This window comes from Nocardia sp. NPDC058480, from assembly GCF_042720495.1.
In the GTDB taxonomy this organism is placed as follows: Bacteria; Actinomycetota; Actinomycetes; order Mycobacteriales; family Mycobacteriaceae; genus Nocardia.
Genome location: NZ_JBHXMN010000001.1, coordinates 756289 through 774960, shown reverse-complemented (window position 1 = coordinate 774960; position 18672 = coordinate 756289). Strand labels below are relative to the sequence as shown.

17 protein-coding genes are annotated in these 18672 nt (G+C 67.3%); 11 read left to right on the top strand and 6 right to left on the bottom strand.

Features of this window, described 5'->3' with window-relative positions:
• The first annotated feature begins 3 nt into the window (after window positions 1–3).
• Window positions 4–825 carry an alpha/beta fold hydrolase gene (locus ACFWO8_RS03445; RefSeq protein ID WP_378941034.1) on the top strand — a complete coding sequence of 274 codons (822 nt, stop codon included), beginning with the start codon at window positions 4–6 and terminating at the stop codon, window positions 823–825.
• A gap of 1 nt (window position 826) precedes the next feature.
• Here the strand turns inward: ACFWO8_RS03445 and ACFWO8_RS03440 are convergent, their stop codons facing one another.
• Window positions 827–1255 (bottom strand): PPOX class F420-dependent oxidoreductase, encoded by a 429-nt coding sequence (locus ACFWO8_RS03440; RefSeq protein WP_378941032.1) that lies wholly within the window; start codon window positions 1253–1255, stop codon window positions 827–829.
• A 331-nt stretch (window positions 1256–1586) separates the two neighbouring features.
• Here ACFWO8_RS03440 and fusA point away from each other — a divergent pair, with 331 nt between their 5' ends.
• Window positions 1587–3671 (top strand): elongation factor G, encoded by a 2085-nt coding sequence (gene fusA / locus ACFWO8_RS03435; RefSeq protein ID WP_378941030.1) that lies wholly within the window; start codon window positions 1587–1589, stop codon window positions 3669–3671.
• Window positions 3672–3724: 53 nt separating this feature from the next.
• On the opposite strand, the gene ACFWO8_RS03430 is transcribed toward fusA, so the two are convergent.
• Window positions 3725–4624, bottom strand: a complete 900-nt coding sequence (locus ACFWO8_RS03430) for a helix-turn-helix transcriptional regulator (protein WP_378941028.1) — start codon at window positions 4622–4624, stop codon at window positions 3725–3727.
• A gap of 102 nt (window positions 4625–4726) precedes the next feature.
• Here ACFWO8_RS03430 and ACFWO8_RS03425 point away from each other — a divergent pair, with 102 nt between their 5' ends.
• Window positions 4727–6253 (top strand): MFS transporter, encoded by a 1527-nt coding sequence (locus tag ACFWO8_RS03425; protein ID WP_378941026.1) that lies wholly within the window; start codon window positions 4727–4729, stop codon window positions 6251–6253.
• Between the two features lie 16 nt (window positions 6254–6269).
• On the opposite strand, the gene ACFWO8_RS03420 is transcribed toward ACFWO8_RS03425, so the two are convergent.
• Both ACFWO8_RS03420 and ACFWO8_RS03415 read right to left on the bottom strand, forming a co-directional pair.
• Window positions 6270–6887 carry a TetR/AcrR family transcriptional regulator gene (locus ACFWO8_RS03420; RefSeq protein ID WP_378941024.1) on the bottom strand — a complete coding sequence of 206 codons (618 nt, stop codon included), beginning with the start codon at window positions 6885–6887 and terminating at the stop codon, window positions 6270–6272.
• Window positions 6887–7243, bottom strand: a complete 357-nt coding sequence (locus ACFWO8_RS03415) for an SPW repeat protein (RefSeq protein WP_378941022.1) — start codon at window positions 7241–7243, stop codon at window positions 6887–6889. The genes ACFWO8_RS03420 and ACFWO8_RS03415 overlap by 1 nt, the downstream gene beginning before the upstream one ends.
• Before the next feature lie 218 nt (window positions 7244–7461).
• On the opposite strand from ACFWO8_RS03415, the gene ACFWO8_RS03410 reads away from it, so the two are divergent.
• From ACFWO8_RS03410 to ACFWO8_RS03400, 3 genes are all read left to right on the top strand, one after another.
• Window positions 7462–8661: an NAD(P)/FAD-dependent oxidoreductase gene (locus ACFWO8_RS03410; protein WP_378941020.1), complete on the top strand. Its 1200-nt coding sequence runs from the start codon at window positions 7462–7464 to the stop codon at window positions 8659–8661.
• 207 nt (window positions 8662–8868) lie between these two features.
• Entirely contained in the window at window positions 8869–9633 is a 765-nt protein-coding gene (locus ACFWO8_RS03405) for a glutamate racemase (RefSeq protein WP_378941018.1), read from the top strand.
• Window positions 9634–9714: 81 nt separating this feature from the next.
• Entirely contained in the window at window positions 9715–10455 is a 741-nt protein-coding gene (locus ACFWO8_RS03400; RefSeq protein WP_378941016.1) for a DNA alkylation repair protein, read from the top strand.
• On the opposite strand, the gene ACFWO8_RS03395 is transcribed toward ACFWO8_RS03400, so the two are convergent.
• Complete coding sequence (locus ACFWO8_RS03395; RefSeq protein ID WP_378941014.1) at window positions 10452–11507, bottom strand: 2Fe-2S iron-sulfur cluster-binding protein; 1056 nt, start codon at window positions 11505–11507, stop codon at window positions 10452–10454. The genes ACFWO8_RS03400 and ACFWO8_RS03395 overlap by 4 nt on opposite strands.
• Window positions 11508–11544: 37 nt before the next feature.
• The gene (mftR2, locus tag ACFWO8_RS03390) at window positions 11545–12183 is read right to left on the bottom strand and encodes a mycofactocin system transcriptional regulator MftR2 (RefSeq protein WP_378941012.1); all 639 of its coding nucleotides are present in this window, start codon (window positions 12181–12183) and stop codon (window positions 11545–11547) included.
• Between the two features lie 170 nt (window positions 12184–12353).
• Here mftR2 and mftA point away from each other — a divergent pair, with 170 nt between their 5' ends.
• From mftA to ACFWO8_RS03365, 5 genes are all read left to right on the top strand, one after another.
• On the top strand, window positions 12354–12458 hold the full coding sequence (gene mftA / locus ACFWO8_RS03385; protein ID WP_378941010.1) for a mycofactocin precursor MftA: 105 nt from the start codon (window positions 12354–12356) through the stop codon (window positions 12456–12458).
• Window positions 12459–12460: 2 nt separating this feature from the next.
• On the top strand, window positions 12461–13954 hold the full coding sequence (mftC, locus tag ACFWO8_RS03380) for a mycofactocin radical SAM maturase (protein ID WP_378943131.1): 1494 nt from the start codon (window positions 12461–12463) through the stop codon (window positions 13952–13954).
• Window positions 13955–14095: 141 nt separating this feature from the next.
• Window positions 14096–15493, top strand: a complete 1398-nt coding sequence (gene mftF, locus ACFWO8_RS03375) for a mycofactocin biosynthesis glycosyltransferase MftF (RefSeq protein ID WP_378913302.1) — start codon at window positions 14096–14098, stop codon at window positions 15491–15493.
• Between the two features lie 10 nt (window positions 15494–15503).
• Complete coding sequence (locus ACFWO8_RS03370) at window positions 15504–17033, top strand: GMC family oxidoreductase N-terminal domain-containing protein (protein ID WP_378941007.1); 1530 nt, start codon at window positions 15504–15506, stop codon at window positions 17031–17033.
• A 105-nt stretch (window positions 17034–17138) separates the two neighbouring features.
• The gene (locus tag ACFWO8_RS03365) at window positions 17139–18503 is read left to right on the top strand and encodes a GAF domain-containing protein (protein ID WP_378941005.1); all 1365 of its coding nucleotides are present in this window, start codon (window positions 17139–17141) and stop codon (window positions 18501–18503) included.
• The last annotated feature ends 169 nt before the right edge of the window (window positions 18504–18672 follow it).

The window sequence follows — 18672 nt, the reverse complement described above, 5'->3', positions numbered from 1 at the left end:
GTCATGAGTAGGGCCGCGCTCGAACGGGAACTGGATGTCCGCGAGGGCGTGCTCGAACACGGGATGCCCTATCTCGCGTTCGGATCGGGGCGGCCGCTGGTGTTCTTGCGGTGGTTCACGCCCGACCATGCGAATCCGCGTGGCTGGCTGCGGTCGAGCGAGATCAAGACGATGGCGCCGTTGGCCAGGAACTTCCGGGTGTACGCGGTCAATCGCGCGCCGGGGATGGCGGCAGGGACCTCGATGGCCGATATCGCGCAGGCGCACGCGCAAGCCCTGCGCGCCGAATTCGGTGCTCCCGTAGACGTTCTCGGCATCTCCTCGGGCGGTTCGGTAGCGCTGCAACTCGCCGCCGACCATCCATCCGCCGTGCGCCGATTGGTGATCGCTTCCTCCGCCTACCGTCTCGACCAGTCGGCGCGTACGTCGCAGATGAACTACGCGCAGGCCGCCGCCGCGGGCAAGCGCGCCCTGCACCACCTGGCAACCCAGGGCATCGAATCGCCGCTGAAGGCCCGCCTCGTCGGCGCGATGGCCTGGCTGGCGGACCCGCTACTTCGCCCGAAGAACCCGGCCGACACGCTCGCCTTCGTTCATGCCGAAGACGCCTTCGACCTGACCGACCGCCTCGCCGACATCACCACCCCCACCCTGGTTGTCGCCGGCGAACGCGACGAGTTCTACGAGCAATCCTCGTTCCGCCACACCGCCGAAGGCATTCCCGATTCCCGCCTGATCATCTATCCCGCCACGAGCCATCTGGGTGCGATCAAACATGCCCGCTTCGCCCCCGACGTCACCGAATTCCTTGCTGCGACAACCTGACTCAGCGAATCTTGGCACCGTAGACGCGTTCGACGCTCAACGCCATCAGCACCCGGCGGTCCGACACCATGACTTCCCGGTATTCGTTCCAATCAGGGTGCTCACCGGCAGCGGCACGGTAATAGGCGACAAGAGCCTCCACCTCGGGACCGGCTGGGTCGGTGCCAGGACCGGTGAGGGTGGCGCTGCCCTCGGCCGTGGCCCAGGACCAGCCGTCGGGCGCGGTCACCTCGAAGGCGGCCCGCGGATCCCGCCGGAGGTTGGCCGTCTTGGCCCGGCCTTCGGTCATCGAGACATAGATGATCCCGGCGTCGCGGTCGTAGTACGGGGTGACGGGGGACAGTTGCGGACGTCCGTCGGCTTTGATCGTGGCCAGTACGCCGAGCTTGGCCGTCGCGAGCAGTTGTTGCGGGTCGAACTCTGCTGTCATCGGTGGGTCTCCTCTGGGTGCGCGGTGCCTGACTCGCCGGATGGATACCACGGGCGGGCCCTCGTTGTGACGAACCGTGGTCGCGGCGGATTTATGCCCGCTTGAATCCTCGAACGCACTGGCGACGAAAAACCCGTCGACAGTCGAGCCTGCGACCGCGTAGAACTGGTCCCATGGTTACGGCACGTCCGCATTCGCGGCACTAGTTCACATCGGGTCTTCGGGCGCCGGTGTGGCGCCGCGTGATCCGACGCCCGTGCCGTCCGGTGGAACGCACAACTGGCGAGCGTCGATTCCTCGACCGAACTAGTTGACCCACTGGGGGATTCCCATGACCAGACCACGCACCGACCTCGCCCGCATCCGCAATATCGGTATCGCCGCCCACATCGACGCGGGCAAGACCACGACCACCGAGCGGGTGCTGTTCTACACCGGTGTCACCCGCACCCTCGGCGAGGTGCACGACGGCACCGCGGCGATGGATCGCATGATCCAGGAGCGCGAACACGGCATCACGATCGCCGCGGCGGCGACCACCTGCTGGTGGAACGAGCACCAGATCACCATCCTCGACACCCCCGGCCACGTCGACTTCACCGTCGAGGTGGAGCGCTCGCTGCGGGTGCTCGACGGTGCGATCGCCGTATTCGACGCCAAGGAAGGCGTGGAGCCGCAATCGGAACAGGTGTGGCGCCAGGCCGACAAGTACGGCGTTCCGCGGATCTGCTTCGTGAACAAGATGGACAAGCTCGGTGCCGATTTCGCGTTCACCGTGCGGACCATCGCGGAGCGACTCCGCGTGCGCCCATTGGTGATTCAGCTGCCGATCGGTGCGGAGCGGGAGTTCGAAGGGGTTATCGACCTGGTCGAGATGACCGCGAAGGTGTGGCGTGGCGACACCGGCCACGGTGCACGTTTCGAGACGGTCGAGATCCCGGAAGAGCTGCGCACCAAAGCCTTCCAGCACCGCGAAGCACTGGAAGCGGCGGTCGCCGAAGCTGATGAGGAAGTGCTGGAGCACTACCTCGCCGGTCAGCCGATCACCGTCGACGTGCTGAAAGCGGCCATCCGGCGAATGACGATCGACGCACAGGCCTACCCGGTCCTGTGTGGCTCGGCACTGGCGAACATCGGCGTGCAACCGCTGCTGGACGCCGTCGTCGACTATCTCCCGTCACCGCTGGATGTTGTCGCTGTGCATGGATTCTCGCCGGAGGGCGAGCACATCCACCGCGCACCCGATATCGCCGAGCCTTTCGCGGCCCTGGCGTTCAAGGTCGCGCTGCACCCGTTCTTCGGCAAGCTCGTCTACCTGCGGGTGTACTCCGGGACCGCCGAACCCGGTGCGACCGTATTGAATTCGACGAATGGACGAAAGGAGCGCCTGGGCACACTGTTCCAGATGCATTCGAGCACCGAGATCGCCGTCGAGCGGGTGCAGGCCGGTCAGATCTGTGCCGTGATCGGCCTGAAGGCGACGGGAACCGGCGACACCCTGTGCGATCGGGAGGCCCCCGTCGTGCTGGAGTCGATGACCTTCCCCGACCCGGTACTCGCCGTTTCGATCGAACCGAGGACCCGCGCCGACCAGGACAAGCTGGGCACCGCCCTGGCTCGCCTGGCCGACGAGGACCCGACGTTCACCGTGCACGTCGACGCCGAAACCGGCCAGACGGTCATCGGCGGCATGGGCGAACTGCATCTGGAGATCCTGGTCGACCGGATGAAACGGGAGTTCCGGGTCGACGCCGACATCGGCGCCCCACGCGTGGCCTACCGCGAAACCATCACCGCCGCGGTCGAGCTGTTCGAATACACCCACCGCAAGCAGCAGGGTGGGCACGGACAGTTCGCCAAGGTGGTGATCGCGCTGGCACCGCACGTGGCCGATGACGACGCGATCTACGAGTTCGAGAGCCGGGTTTCCGGCGGGCGCGTACCGCGGGAGTACATCCCCGCGGTCGACGCGGGCGCACAGGACGCGCTGCGCGTCGGCACGCTCGGCGGCTTCCCCATGGTGAACGTGAAGGTGACGTTGCTCGACGGCGGCGCGCACGTGCAGGATTCGTCGGAACTGGCGTTCCGTCTGGCGGGCGCGGCAGCGGTGCGTGCCGCGATCGCGCGGGCGAAGCCGGTACTGCTCGAACCGGTGATGGCTGTCGAGGTCGTGACGCCGGAGGAGTACGTCGGCGAGGTGATCGGTGACCTCAACGCCCGCCGTGGCCGGGTCACCGACCTCACGGAACGGGGCGGCGCGCACGTGGTGCGCGCGCTGACCCCGCTCCAGGAGATGTTCGGCTACATCGGGGACCTGCGCTCGAAAACCCGTGGCCGAGCGAACTACTCGATGGTGTTCGACTCCTACGCGCCGGTCCCACCGGGTGCGGCGGAGTCGATCATCACGGGCGGCTGATCGAAACCGGTGGCGTCGCACTGCGTGCGGCGTCACCGGTTCGTCCGCGAGACCTACGGGTGGGTTCCGTCCGACGTTTCGGAGTCGACCATCGCCGGAAGGTGGCGCGTCCCAGCGGATGCGGCCAGCAGGCGCAGCGCATCGGCCGAACTCTCGTTACGCGCGGTGTAGACCTCGAGGCGGTGGTCGGGACTGTCGGGCTGCAACCACACCTGATAGTCCACATCGACCCGGCCGACCGTCGGATGACGCAGATCCATGGGCCCGACCGTGCAATCAGCGACCTCCGCCGCAGCCCACAGCGTCGCGAACGTCGCACTGCGCATGGCGAGTTCGCCGATCAGTTCGGCCAGGTGCGCGTCGGTGGGATGGCGTCCAGCGGTCAGGCGAAGGTAGCCGACGTGGATGCGGGCGAGTTCGTCCCAGTTTCGGTACAGATCCCTGGCGAGCGGATCGAGGAAGAACAGTCGCGGAATCGACGGGCGCCGCGAGGGGTCCTCGGGAGCGGTGAAGTCGAGGTGCTCGGCGACCAGCGCGTGCCCGGCGCGGTTCCAGGCGAGCACATCGCCACGACGACCGAGGACGATGGCGGGCATGGTGTCGCCCAGTGAGGTGAGCAGCGTGAGTACGCGAGGGTGCGGTTGTTCCGGCTCCGTCCTGACCAGGCGTGGGACGGCCGGTTGGCCTGCGAGGTTGTGCAGGTGGGCCGTTTCGGCGGGGTCGAGTTGGAGCACCCGGGCGATGGCATCGATGACCTGCGCGGAGACGGTTCCTGCCTGGTCCTGCTCGAGGCGGGTGTAATACCCGGCACTGACCCCGGCGAGCTGAGCGAGTTCCTCGCGACGCAGGCCGGGTACGCGGCGGGTGACTCCGAAGGTTCGTAGGCCGATCCGTTCGGGGGTGGTTCGGTCGCGGCGGGACTTGAGGAACGTTCCGAGGCTTTCCAACTCCATCGTTCCTATCGTAGGCACCTGGGCGAGCACCTGCCTACCCCGCCTGGGTGTACCCACGTCAGGGGTCTGGTTGCCACCGGCACCCGATCGCAAGGTGGTGACATGTTGCGAACCCATGACACCGAGCTGCGGTCCTGGCTGGGCCTGCTGGTGGTGCTCGGCCCCGTACTGCTTGTCGCGATGGACGGCTCGGTGCTATTCCTGGCGATGCCCGCCATCACCGACGCACTGTCGCCTTCGGCCGACGAATCCCTCTGGATCCTGGACAGCTACGGCTTCGCGGTCGGCTCATTGTTGATCGCGTTCGGCACCATCGGTGACCGCTACGGCCGCAAGCGCCTGCTGATGATCGGCGCGGCGATGTTCGGCCTCGGCTCGGTGGGCGCGGCCTTCGCCACGAGCCCCGAGCTGCTGATCACCTTCCGGGTCCTGATGGGGGTGGCCGGTGCGACGCTGTTGCCATCGGCGCTCGCGGTGCTCGGCACCCTGTTCACCGACCCGCGTCGACGCGCACAGGCCATCGGCATCTTCGCCGCCACCTTCGCCGCGGGTTTCGCGGTCGGCCCGATCGTCGCCGGTCAGCTGCTCACCCGGTTCTGGTGGGGCTCGGTGCTGCTGATCAATGTGCCGGTGGTGCTGGTGTTCCTGGTGCTGGCGCCGGTCCTGCTCGGTGAGGTGCGCGCGACCGGTCTCGGTCGCATCGACGTGGCGAGCGTGCTCACCTCGGCGGTCGGGCTACTGCTCACCATGTACGCGGTGAAACATATGGCAGCACAGGGTATTTCGATCTCGTCGGTGATCGTCGGGCTGGCCGGTGTCGCGCTGCTCGGCGCGTTCGGCCGCAGGCAGGGGCGCATCGACAATCCGCTCATCGACTTCACCTTGTTCCGCAATCGGGTCTTCACCATCGCGATCATCACCGGGTTCCTGCCCCTGGCAGCCTGGTCGGCGACCGCCTATCTGGCCGCGACCTACCTGCAATCGGTCCTCGGCATGGCCATCGCCGACGCCGCGCTGCTCGCGGTCCCCGGAGCTCTCGTTCTCACCGTGGCCGCCGTCGTCACCCCGGCTGTCGTCGCCCGCATCGGCCACTCGGCAGCCCTGATCACCGCCCATTTCACGATCGCGGTCGGCCTGTTGCTGCTGTTGCCGACCAGCACCGGCGACGGTGTCGGCTGGTATATCGCCGCGACCGCCGTCGCGGGCATCGGCTACGGCATCTCGTTCAGCGTGGTCGCCGATATCGCTGTCGCCGCGGTCCCGGTCGAACGGGCCGGCGCGGCCGCTGCCCTGGCCGAAACCGGCAACGAGCTCGGCAACGCCCTCGGTATCGCCCTCTTCGGCTCCCTGGCCGCCGTCCTCTTCCGGATCGGCGGCCCCGACCTCGCTCCCACTCTCGGTGAGACCCTGGACCTGCCCGGTCTCGCCGCCGCCGAACTCGACGATGCCCGCAGCGCCTTCGTCAGCGGATTGCACGTCGTCGCCGCCACTGCGGCCACCCTGCACGGCATCCTCGGCTCGGTGGCCATCCGCGTTCTCCGTAGCGGGGCGCCCGCCGCGGGGACATCGGATTCGGTGCCGACCGGGTCGGCATCTAGTCGACGGCGCCCGGCGAACATCCGAAGCTGACGGATCGAGGCCGCCCTCAGCCGAGCTGGGTCATGCCCGCCGCAACCACCCGGGCGACATTCATCAGCTCGTCGGTCGTGGGGACTGGGAGACCGTCGAGGGCGTGGAGGCGGTCGGTGCTGGCGATGGCGAACATGGCGGAGACCCAGGCGGCGGCGCAGGCATGCAGGGTGGCTGGGCGAATGGGTGCGGGGGTGCTGGCTTGCAGGACACGGGTGGTGACGTCGAGGAGTTGGTCGCGCAGGGTGCGCAGTGTGCGGCGGACGTCGGGGTGGGTGTCGGCCTCGCGCCACATGATCACGCGCAGGACCGAGGAATGGTGATCGCGCAGGTTGATCGCGGTGTCGAGGTTGATCAGGCTGGCGGCCGGATCGCCGGGGGTGACCACGGCGGCGAGGTCGTCGATCGGGTGTGCCGGGACGCGTTCGCGCATGAGCGCGGACAGGATCGCGTTCTTGGTGGGGAAGTAGTAGAAGACCAGTCCTTTCGGCACGTCGGCCGCCGCGGCGACGGCTGCGGTCGCGGTGGCATCGAATCCCTGTGTGGCGAACAGGTTTTCGGCGGCATCCAGGATGAGTTGCCGGGCGTCGCCATCGCGTTTGGCGTTGCGGCGCCCGACTCGTCGGCCCGGCATCAGTGATGTGGAGCCATGTTGTGCAGGCGCTGGTTCATCGCGGGCAGTGCGGCGACCGCCACCACCGCCGTCACCACTCCGACCACCCATGCGGTCCAGGATGCGCCGCTGAAGGCGGTGAAGTCCATGGCCCACGGCGAGATGAACAGCAGCACGCCGAACACGCCCATCGCGTAGTCCGCGATGATCAGGTCGTCCCTGGCCATCTGGATCAGGCCGGTCGCGGCGATGAGTACGCCGAGCACTACGAGGGTCCAGCGGGCGTTGTCGTTGGTAGCGAGCCACAGGGGTGACAGTGCGGTGAATGCGCCGAGCACGACGGCGAGAAAATCCTGTGCGCGACTGTTGGTGAACATGGGCAAATGCCTCCTCGATGAGACGAAAAATACTTCTGACCTCGGTCTACTCCTGATTGACCGCCCGGTCGATACCGGAAGCGGCACGGTTGGGTTGCGACGTGGGTGTCACAGGTTCCTGGCGCACTGGTACAAACATCTGGGGCCGTAGTGGTCCGCGACACAGCAGAACATGGCATGGGTGCGGTCAGTGACCGAGCATGCCGAGAGGACACAACATGAGCGCGCCCATCGTGATCGTCGGAGCGGGTCTGGCAGGCCTGCGCACGGCCGAGGAACTGCGTCGGGCCGGGTACGAGGGCGGGGTGCTGCTGCTCGGTGACGAGACGCGCCCGCCATATGACCGTCCGCCGCTGTCGAAGCAGTTCGTCCGCGGCGAGACCGACGACACCACTCTTCGCCCGCCGGAGTTCTTCGCGGACAAGAACATCGAGCTGCGCCTCGGCACCGCCGTCACCGGCGTCGACACCGCCGCGCGCACCATCGCCCTGGCCGACGGCAGCACCGTCGCCTACGACCAGCTGATCATCGCGACCGGTCTGCGCCCCCGCAGGCTCCCCGGCTTGCCCGAGGTCGCGGGCGTGCACGTGTTGCGCGCTCATGAGGACGCCGAAACTCTGCGGGCCGAACTCGACGGTGCGAACCGCGCGCTGATCATCGGCGCCGGTTTCATCGGCTGTGAACTCGCCGCCAGTTTCCGGGCGGCCGGCGTCGAGGTCACCCTCGTCGAACCGCAGCCGACCCCGCTCGCGTCGGTCCTCGGCGAGCAGGTCGGTGGCCTGGTGGCGCGCATGCACCGTGCCGAAGGCGTCGACCTGCGCTGCGGCATCGGCGTCGACACCCTGCGCGCCGACGACGCGGGCCGGGTGCGCGGCGCGGTCTGCACCGACGGCACCGAGATCGCCGCCGACCTGGTCGTGGTCGGCGTCGGCTCCGTCCCCGTCACCGATTGGCTGGCCGACTCCGGCATCGAACTGGCCGAGCGGTCCGCGGGCGGTGGCGTGCTCGCCGACGAGGTCGGCCGCACCTCCGCCGACGCCGTCTGGGCCGTCGGCGATGTCGCCGCCTGGCAGCACGACAGTGGCGTCCGCAAGCGCGTGGAGCACTGGACCAGCGCGGGCGAACAGGCCAAACTCCTGGTCACCGCCCTCCTCGGCGGCGCGCCCCCCACCATGGCCCGCGTTCCGTACTTCTGGAGCGACCAGTACGACATCAAAATCCAGGCATTGGGCACTCCATCGCCCAACGACGACGTCACCATCGTCACCGACGACGGCCGCAAGTTCCTCGCCTACTACTCCCGTGACGGCATCCTCACCGCTGTCCTCGGGGCAGGCCTGACCGGCCAGGTGATGAAACTCCGAGCGAAGCTGGCGACCCCCACCCCGGTAGCCGACCTCCTCGCCGCAGCCGGCTGAAGGTCAGCGGATTCGAACCCCTGAGCCTGCCGTCGAGCCAGCGTTATACGGCCGGATTCGCTGGCAGGCCCCAGGGGAATCGAACCCCTGACCCCTGCCTTGACTCGGCATCGGGCCACCTGACCGTATTCGGCCTCGACACGGGCACTCGGGCGGTGCACACACGGTCGCGCAGGTCCGATCTCGCCGCTGTAATACGGTGTAGCGGTGATCGTCGCGCTCATCGATTCCGGCCTCGGCCTCTTGCCTACGGCTTCGTGGTTGCGCAAGCTGCGGCCCGATGTCGATCTGCTGCTACTGCTCGACCCCGACGGCGCGCCGTGGGGGCCCAAGCCCGAGCCGTGGGTGATCGAGCGGGTCGTCGGCGCGGCGCGGCAGGCGGTCGAGTCGGGGGCCGAGGTGATCGTGCTGCCGTGCAATACCGCCAGTGTCACCGCGTTGGCTCATGTGCGGGCCGAGGTGGGCGATTCGGTGCCGGTGATCGGCACCGTGCCCGCCATCAAACCGGCTGCCGCGCAATGTAATTCGGTGGCGGTATGGGCAACGGCGGCCACCACGGCCAGCCGTTACCAAGCCGACCTGATCGCCCGGTTCGGCGGTGACGCGAAGGTTGTCGGGGTCGCCTGCCATGGTCTGGCCGACGCGATCGACCGCGGCGATGTCACCGCCATCCGCGAGTCGATCGCCGACTCCGCCGCGCGCACTCCGGCCGATGTCGAGGGCGTGGTCCTCGGCTGCACGCACTACCCGCTGGTCATCGACGCCATCGTCGCCGCCCTGCCCGACGGCGTGCGCCTGTTCGACAGCGCCCAGGCCGTCGCCGCCCAAACCGTCCGCAAGATGGACGAGCTCGGTCGCCCGACTACCGGCACCGGCGTCGTCACCGTCCGCACGAGCGGGCGGCCGGGCGAATTGCCCTCCGGTGCTGCGACATTCGAGTCGGGCCGCCTGCTCGGTGCGCTGCCTGCTTGATCGGCCTCGCGAGCGCCTGCGCGAACATGTCACCGCACCCGTGTTGAATGCGCCAGAGAATCCCTCGACCCGGAGGTGCGTGTGTCCGAGCTCCCCACCGCTGCACAGGTGCGCAAGGCCCTCGCCGACCTGGCGAACCCCACTGACGCGCATCACCTGCAACGCTTCTTCAAGACCGGCCCCGGTGAATACGGCGAGGGCGACATCTTCCTCGGCATCCGAGTCCCCGTCACCAGAAAAGTGGCGAAACAGTTCGCCACACTTCCCCTGTCGCAGATCGACGAACTCCTCGACAGCCCCTTGCACGAGGAACGCCTGGCCGCCCTGTTCATCCTCAACGCCCGCTTCGCCGCGGCATCGAAACCGCGCGTCTTCGACGACAAGGCCCGCGCGGAGATGGTCGACCTCTACCTGGCGGCCGTCCGAAGGGGCCGAGTCAACAACTGGGACCTGGTCGACGCCTCCGCCGAGAACATCATCGGCCCGTGGCTGCTGGACAGAGACCGCACCCTGCTTTTCGAACTGGCCGAGCAGGATTCACTCTGGGAGCGCCGAGTAGCCCTGCTGTCCACCTTCGCCTTCATCAAGGCGGGCGACCCGAGCACGACCCTGGAACTCGCCGAAATCCTCCAGGCGGACCGCCGGGACCTCATCCAGAAAGCACTCGGCTGGATGCTGCGCGAAATAGGCAAACGCGTCGACCAGGCCGCGCTCACCGACTTCCTCGACAAGAACGCACCCGAATTGGGCCGCACCGCTTTGAGCTACGCGACCGAACACCTCGACCCCGCGCAACGCGCCGCCTACCGCGCCATGCGCTAGAACTGGATCCGCAACCGATCGGTCACCGGGCGCGCCTGGCAGCCGAGGATGTACCCGTTCGCGATGTCCTCGGGATCGAGGATCTCCGAATTGGCCATCTCCACTTTGCCTTCCAGCACCGTGCAGGCGCACGACCCGCACTCGCCCTCCTGGCAGGAGTAGGGCACGTCGAGGCCCTTGTCGAGCATGATGTCGACCAGCGTCTGCTTGCGCGGCCACGACATCTCGTGCACCTGACCGTCGAGCTCCACCTCGACCGTCGCCGCGTCAGCGGCCTCGGCCTCGGACACCTCGGCGGGTGCGTGGTCGGCGAACGGATCGCCGGCGAGGGAATTGAACACCTCGGCATGGGTCCGGTTCCGCGGCACCTCGAGCGCGGCCAGTGAGTCGTGCACCAGGTCCATGAACGGCTTCGGCCCGCACATGAACGCCTCATAGGCGGTGTAGGGCGCGACCAGGGTGGCCAGCATGTCGGCGGTCGGCAGTCCGAGCAGCGGTTCGAGCCAGTGGATAACGGTGAGTCGCTGGGGATGTTTGCCGACGAGATCGCGGAGTTCGTCGGCGAAGATCACCGAGTTCGCGTCGCGGTTGGCGTAGACCAGCACGATCTTGCCCGAACCCTGCGACAGCGCCGACTTCAGAATCGACATCACCGGCGTGATCCCGCTGCCCGCCCCGAACAGCAGCAGGTCCTCGTCGAGATTCTTGGGTGTGAACACACCCGACGGCGGCAGCACCTCGATCTCGTCGCCGGCGGCGATGTTGTCGCACAGCCAGTTCGAGCCGTACCCGTCCACGGTGCGCTTGACGGTCACCTTCGGCAGATCATCGGTGAACGGCGAACTGGCCAGCGAATAGCAGCGGGCGACCGATCCGGTCTGCTCGCTCGGGATACGCAGGGTCAGGAACTGGCCGGGGGAGTAGGTGAAGCGCTCGCGCAGTTCGGCGGGCACCTCGAAGACCACGGAGTGGGTGTCGGCTGTTTCGGCGATCACCGCGGCTACCCGCAGCACCACCGAGCGCGAGCCGTGCGGAACCTCGACTGTGGTCATGTCGTCCTCTCGGGCAAAACTAGAACGTGTTTCAGTTTCATGCTAATCCGGGACGCGCCTGCAGGGCAAGCTGCGCCTCGAGACCGGCGACCAGCACCTCCATCCCGAAGTCGTAGGAGTACTTGCCGCGCAGGTCGGACATGTACTTCGTGGCTCGGGCCACTGCCTCTGGCAGCAGCACGTCCGCCGGCGCGGAACGATCGCGCGGGTTCACTCTGCTGCGGCCGAACAGGTAGGTGTGGATGGTCGCGTAGGCGGCCAGCACGTTGCGGTCGTTGAAGCCCGCGTCGAACAGGATCTCCATCACGGCGTCGATCAGGTCGAGCTGCTTGCCGAGCATCTGCTCGAGCAAGATGTCGCCCAGGCCGGGATGCGTGCGCAGTTTATCGTCTATCTGATCGATCAGATCGCGCAGGCGCTGCTGCCACGGACCGGACTCGCGCGGCGGCTTGCGCACCCCGAGCAGTGCGGCGCTGGCGACCAGGTCGAGTAGCTCGCGCTTGTCGGCCACGTAGTAGTACGGCGCCATCGGCGATACCCCGAGCTCGCGCGAGAGTCTGCGCATCGACAGTTTCTCGACCCCGTCCTCGCGCACCACCTTGAGCGCCGCGTCGACGATCTCAGCCTCGGACAGAGTCGAATTTGCGCCACTCCCCGCCCCTCCGTGGTTACGCAAGCTTCCTCCTCCGGGCCATCAGCCCTTTTCCCGTCCTGCCCCCGGAAGTCTAGAGGGGTTCGCACCCGATGGGGGTGGGGTGTGCGCAGAGGAATTTTTCCCGATTCCGTGCTTTATGGCAGTCACTGACGTTAAGGTCGGAGGTGACCGGCAACACAATGGAGGTAGTCATGCCTGAGAACACCACGCCTGCGACCGTCGAATCCGACGCGGACCTGGTCACCGAGACGCTGATCGAAGAGGTCAGCATCGACGGCATGTGCGGCGTGTACTGACCATGCTCGATCTCGACACCCGTTGGACGCTGCACCCGCGGGTCTCGTTGCGCCCGGAATCCTTCGGCGCGCTGCTGTACCACTTCGGGACCCGCAAGCTCTCGTTCCTCAAGAGCCGCGATCTCGTCGATGTGGTCCAGTCGCTGCCCGCGCACTCTTCCGTGCGCGCGGCACTGCGTGCCAAGGGCATCGACGCCTCCGACGCGCACCTCGCCGCGCTCGGGCAGCTGGCCGACACCGACATGATCGTGCCGACCCCAGGTCCGGTCACCGCCGCACCCGCCCCGATTCACGCCGCCGCCGCACCGCAGGCGGGTCCCGCGACGCAGGGCGGCAGGCTGATCGACCGTTTCGAATCGGGCCTGGCCGCACCGATCTGCCTCACCTGGGAACTCACCTACGCCTGCAACCTGTCGTGCGTGCACTGCCTGTCGTCCTCGGGCCGCCGCGACCCGAACGAACTCAGCACCGAACAGTGCAAGGCGCTGATCGACGAGTTCGAGCGCATGCAGATCTTCTACGTCAATATCGGCGGCGGTGAACCGACCGTGCGCCCGGACTTCTGGGAACTGGTCGACTACGCCACCGCGCACAATGTGGGGGTCAAGTTCTCCACCAATGGCGTTCGCATCAACGAAGAGGTCGCCGCCCGCTTGGCGGCCAGCGATTACGTCGACGTGCAGATCTCCCTCGACGGTGCCGACGCCGCGGTCAACGATGCCGTGCGCGGCCCCGGCTCCTACGACACCGCGATCAAGGCATTGTCGAATCTCGCCGCGGCGGGCTTCAAGGACGCGAAGCTCTCGGTGGTCGCCACCCGCCACAACATCTCCCAGCTCGATGAGTTCAAGGCCATCGCCGACAAGTACGGCGCCACTTTGCGACTCACCCGCCTGCGCCCCTCCGGCCGTGGTGCCGACGTGTGGGACGAACTGCACCCGCTTCCCGAACAGCAACGCGAGCTCTACGACTGGCTCGTACTCAACGGTGAGGGCGTGCTCACCGGCGACTCGTTCTTCCACCTGTCCGCATTCGGCTCGGCCCTACCGGGTTTGAACATGTGTGGTGCGGGCCGCGTGGTCTGCCTGGTCGATCCGGTCGGCGACGTCTATGCCTGCCCGTTCGCCATCCACGACCGCTTCAAGGCCGGAAACATCGTCGCCGACGGCGGTTTCGACGCGGTCTGGACCAATTCGCAGCTTTTCGCCGAGCTGCGCGAACCGGTCGACGGTGGCGCGTGCACGAAGTGCTCGCACTACGACTCGTGCCGTGGCGGCTGCATGGCGGCGAAATTCTTCACCGGTCTCCCCGCCAACGGACCCGACCCGGAGTGCGTGCAGGGCTACGGCGAAGCGGCATTGACGGCACCAGGGCGCACCATTCCGCGTCCCGCTGTCGACCACTCACGTCCGGTTCGCAGCCGTGCCAGGGTGTCGCTGCCGCTGACCGTGAAGCGTCCACCTGCCAAGGCGTGCAACGAGAGTCCGCTCGGCTGACCCGAGGCCGGTTGCCGGAAATGCGCTGCCGATCTTGTTGACGCGTCCGGCAACCGGTCAAGGCGGCATTTCAGGCAGACTTTCCTCCTTTTTTGTGGGGTGATGATGTCTGAGAGCCCAATTGCGCATAGCATGCGAGGAATGCGCCATGATCGTCTGCCCGACGGCTTCGGGGTACGGATCGATCCACGGGTACGCGCATTTTCCGGGGGTCGGATCCTGATCGGAGGATCGCCCGCACGGATGCTGCGCTTGGCCCCGGAGGCCGCCGAGTTGATCGGCGACGGATACCTGGAGGTGACCGACACCAAGTCCGCGATCGTCGCGCGCCGACTGCTCGATTCCGGCGTGGCCAACCCACGTCCGCGGCTCGAACCGTCACTAGACGATGTCACCGTGGTCATCCCGCTCTACAACAATGCCGACGGGCTGTTACGTCTGCTGGCGGTGCTGCGCGGGCACAATGTGATCGTCGTCGACGACGGTTCCGACGAGCCGGTCCGCATTCCGCCGCGACCGGGCCGTGGTCAGGTGACGGTGCTGCGTCACGAGAGTCCGCTCGGCCCCGCGGCTGCCCGGAATGCCGGATTACAGGCGGCGACAACGGGCTTCGTCGCGTTCCTCGACTCCGATGTGGTGCCCCGCAGCGGATGGCTCGAGGTCATGCTCGGACATTTCAGCGATCCGCAGGTCGCGCTGGTCGCGCCGCGGATCGTCGCTTTGGACTCCGAATCCAACGCACTCGCCCGCTACGAACACACCCGCTCCTCGCTCGACCTCGGCCGCCGCGAGTCGGCGGTGCACGCGCGCGGCATCGTGTCGTATGTGCCGAGCGCGGCACTGCTGGCCAGGAGCGCCGCGCTGCTCGGCGAGGGTGGATTCGACGAATCGATGCAGGTGGCCGAGGACGTCGACCTGTGCTGGCGGCTCGAACGCGCGGGCTGGCGGTTGCGCTATGAGCCTGCCGCGCACGTCGCCCACGATCACCGGGTCGCCTTCCGCGCCTGGTTCGGGCGAAAGCTGTTCTACGGCACCGGTGCCGCACCGCTCGGTAAACGGCACTCGGGTCTGGTCTCGCCGCTGTCGGTGCCGACCTGGACCGTGCTGGCGAGTCTGCTGTTCGCGACGCTGTCGAAGTGGGGCCTGCTCGGCGGGCTCGTCACTCTCGCCACGGCATTGGTTCGCCTGCGCCGCGTCTTCACCGAACTCGACAACCCGACCAGGATCGCCGCGGTCTACCTGGCACGCGGCTACTTCGCCGGCATGTGGCGACTGGCTTCGGCGATGTGCCGCGACTATTGGCCGGTGACGCTACTCGCCGTCATCGCGTCGAGCCGGATCCGCAAGATCGCCATCACCATGGCACTCGCCGACGGTCTGGCCGACTGGTTCACCCATCGCGACGCAGGCGGCCTCGACCCGCTGCGCTATGTGGCCTACAAGCGCCTCGACGACGTGGCCTACGGCACGGGCCTGTGGCTGGGCGTCATCCGGGCGCGCAGTTTCGAAGCGCTCAAGCCGAGCGTGCCACCCCGCTGAATACGACTGCGTGACGAGCACTCTCATCGTCGGAGCCGGGTCGGCGGGGTGTGTGCTCGCCGCCCGGCTCAGCGCTGATCCGGCGCGTTCGGTGCGGGTGTTCGAAGCCGGACCGGTCTACCGGACCATGGGGGAGCTGCCCTTCGAACTGCTCGACCCGGGTCACCTGCCGGTCGGTCCCGAGTCTCGGGTGGTATGGCGATATCCGGGAAACCTCGTGCGCGGCAAGCTGATCGGTGGATCCGGTTCGATCAACGGCAGCTACTTCATCCGGCCGCCGGCCACCGATTTCGCGGCGTGGAGTGCGGTGGCGGGCCCGCGCTGGGCGTTCGAATCGGTCCTGCCCGTGTTCTGCGACCTCGAACACGACGTAGATTTCGGCAACGCCCCGGGCCACGGGGTCGCAGGCCCGATCCCGATCTCACGAACCAGCGACTTCACCGCGTTCAGTGCCGAATTCGCGGAACGCTGCGCGGCAGCGGGATTTAACGAAATCCCCGACCTCAACACACCGACGGGGTTTGAACAGCCGCGATCCACGCCGAGCAATAGCCGCGGCTGCATACGGCAGAAACGCCCCACGATCCTCGGATCTCCAGGAGTGCCCGACGTCGACCCGGCGAGATTCGCCGACGTCTTCGCCCGGCCCGGTGTGAACCACTCGGATGGATTCGGGCGAGTGCCGTTGGCGGTGTCGCGAGGTCGTCGAGCGGGGCCCGCCTTCACTCATCTATATCCGGCGATGGGGCGACGAAACCTGACGGTCACCAGCGACACCATGGTGACCAGGCTACTGCTGCGTGGTACGCGGGTAATCGGCGTGGAATGGGCGCGTGGTCGCGAGCGCGGGCGAACCTATGCCGATCAGACGGTGTTGTGCGCGGGTGCGGTGGAGTCGGCCGCACTGCTGATCAGATCGGGGATCGGCCCCGAACCGCTGCTGCGCTCGCTCGGTGTTCCGATCGTGCGGCCCGCTCCGGTCGGCGCGTGGTGCACCGATCACCCCGAGATCGGCGTCGAATTCCCCGACGACGAGCCCGCTGAGCCCGCCGTCCCACTCGAATATGTCCTCGACATCGACGACCTGGAACTACGGCCGTACACCACGATGTTCACGCCGGGTCTTCGCAGAATCGGCGTCGCCCTGATGCGTCCCGATTCGACCGGCGAGCTGACCCTGGTTTCGGCAGATCCGGCCGTCCCCGCCCGCGTCGACCAGCGCTATCTCCGCAGTGAACGAGACCGTGCCCGCCTTCGCGATGGCGTGGCGCTCACCGCGGATCTGCTCGGTCGACGAATCGGCCCCGTCGACGACGCCTGGCTGCACGCCAACCTGGGCACCTCTCAACATCTTTCCGGTACCTGCCGGATGGGCCCGGCGCACGACGAGCGAGCGGTGGTCGACGAACTGGGCCGCGTCCACGGCATCGAGGCCCTGACGGTCGCCGATCTATCGGTCGTCCCGGTCCCGCTCGGCCGCGGTCCACAGGCCACCACAGTGATGCTCGCCGCAGCCATCGCGGACCACACGGGTGTGTGACGAAGTGACAGTTGATACCACGATGAGACCTGCACGACAAACCCAGACTTCTGTCGTTTTGCCCGATAACTGCCCGGTACAGTTTGTAGCGGGAAAGAAAGGCAAATGGTCAGCAATCTTGCAGGTGGGAGGCCCCCACGGCAGGCATCGGAGTCGGGCGCACAGCTCGGTGCTCTGGAAGCCTATGCCGCACAGGCCCATGGATATCTCAGTGCCGGTGGTGAACAGCTTACCCAGCTGGCCGGTCTACTACGTCCGCTCGTTCTCGAATCATGGCTGCGCAGTGCGCGCGGTGGTGTCGACCCGACGGACGTCATCGACAGTCGCGGGCTGCGCGGCGCCGATCTGGAGCGCTATCGCGATGCTCATCCCATCGCCGCGCTCATGCCCTTGATCGACAAACTGCTGGTCCAGGACGCGTCGCAGGCCGGATTGATCGTGACAGTGGCCGACCAGTTCGGTCGCGTGCTGTCGGTGCACGGCCATCCGGAGCAGGTCGCCGCCGCCGCCGAGATCGGCGTGCGCGAGGGCGACGATCTCAGCGAGCGCCGAATCGGCACCAACGCCGTCGGCCTCGTGGTGCGCACCGGCCGCGCCACCTGGATCCACGGACCCGAACATTTCCTGCATCGCATGCACCAGATCACCGGCGCCGCGGCTCCCGTTCACGAGCCGGATGGCCGCCTGATCGGCGTATTGATGATTGCCGGCGGGATGCGGGTGGCCAAGCCGGAAATCCTCGCTTTGGTCAAAGCCGCCGCGACGGCCGCCGAAATGGACCTGGTGCTGCGAGCGATGCGCGCGAGCCACGGCATCGCGGCACCGGTGCCGGTGAACCGCGACGACACCGGACAGGCCAAGCTCGGCCTCGATGTGTTGGGTTTGGGACAACCTCAGTTGAGCATCGCGGGGGAGCGGGTGCCGCTCTCGCAGCGCCATGCCGAGATCCTGCTCTTGCTCACCGAATATCCCGAAGGCCTAGGCGCCGACCACTTGGCACTGCTGCTCGACGACACCGATCTGGACAACGGCACGATCCGCGCGGCGATGTCGCGGCTGCGGTCGGTGGTCGGCGCCTCGGTGGTCGGTTCGCGCCCATACCGTCTGCGCGTGCATGTCGCAACCGATGTGGAGGCCTTGCGGGCCGCTCTCGACTCCGGTGATATCGAATCCGCATTGCGCTTGTACGCGGGCCCGGTGCTCCCGCGCTCCTCGGCTCCGGGTATCTGCGACATCCGCGACGAGCTGCGGGTCCGCTTGCGGACCGCCGTGCTCGCCGCCCCCGACGCCGGAGTGCTGCGCCGCTGGACGTCGTGCCCGGAAGGGCGTGACGACGCTGCGGCCTGGGCCGCCTACCGGTCAACTGTCGATCGTGATTCGCCACTGTATGCGCAGATAGAAGCCAAGATCCGGGTGCTCGACCGGCGCATCGGCGCAGATGCAACGCAGATGCAACGTTTCGGCTCATAGGGTCCCGGTCTGAAGGTGTGATGGCTCACATATCTGTAGCCGATGTGTTGGAGCCCACATTCGTGCCCTGGTCGTGACCAACCCCCTGTGCGGACTGGACGATCGACCGATTTTTTTAGCGGAAAAAGTACCTTTTTATTAAACGAGGGCTTACTGTCGGCACTGCATG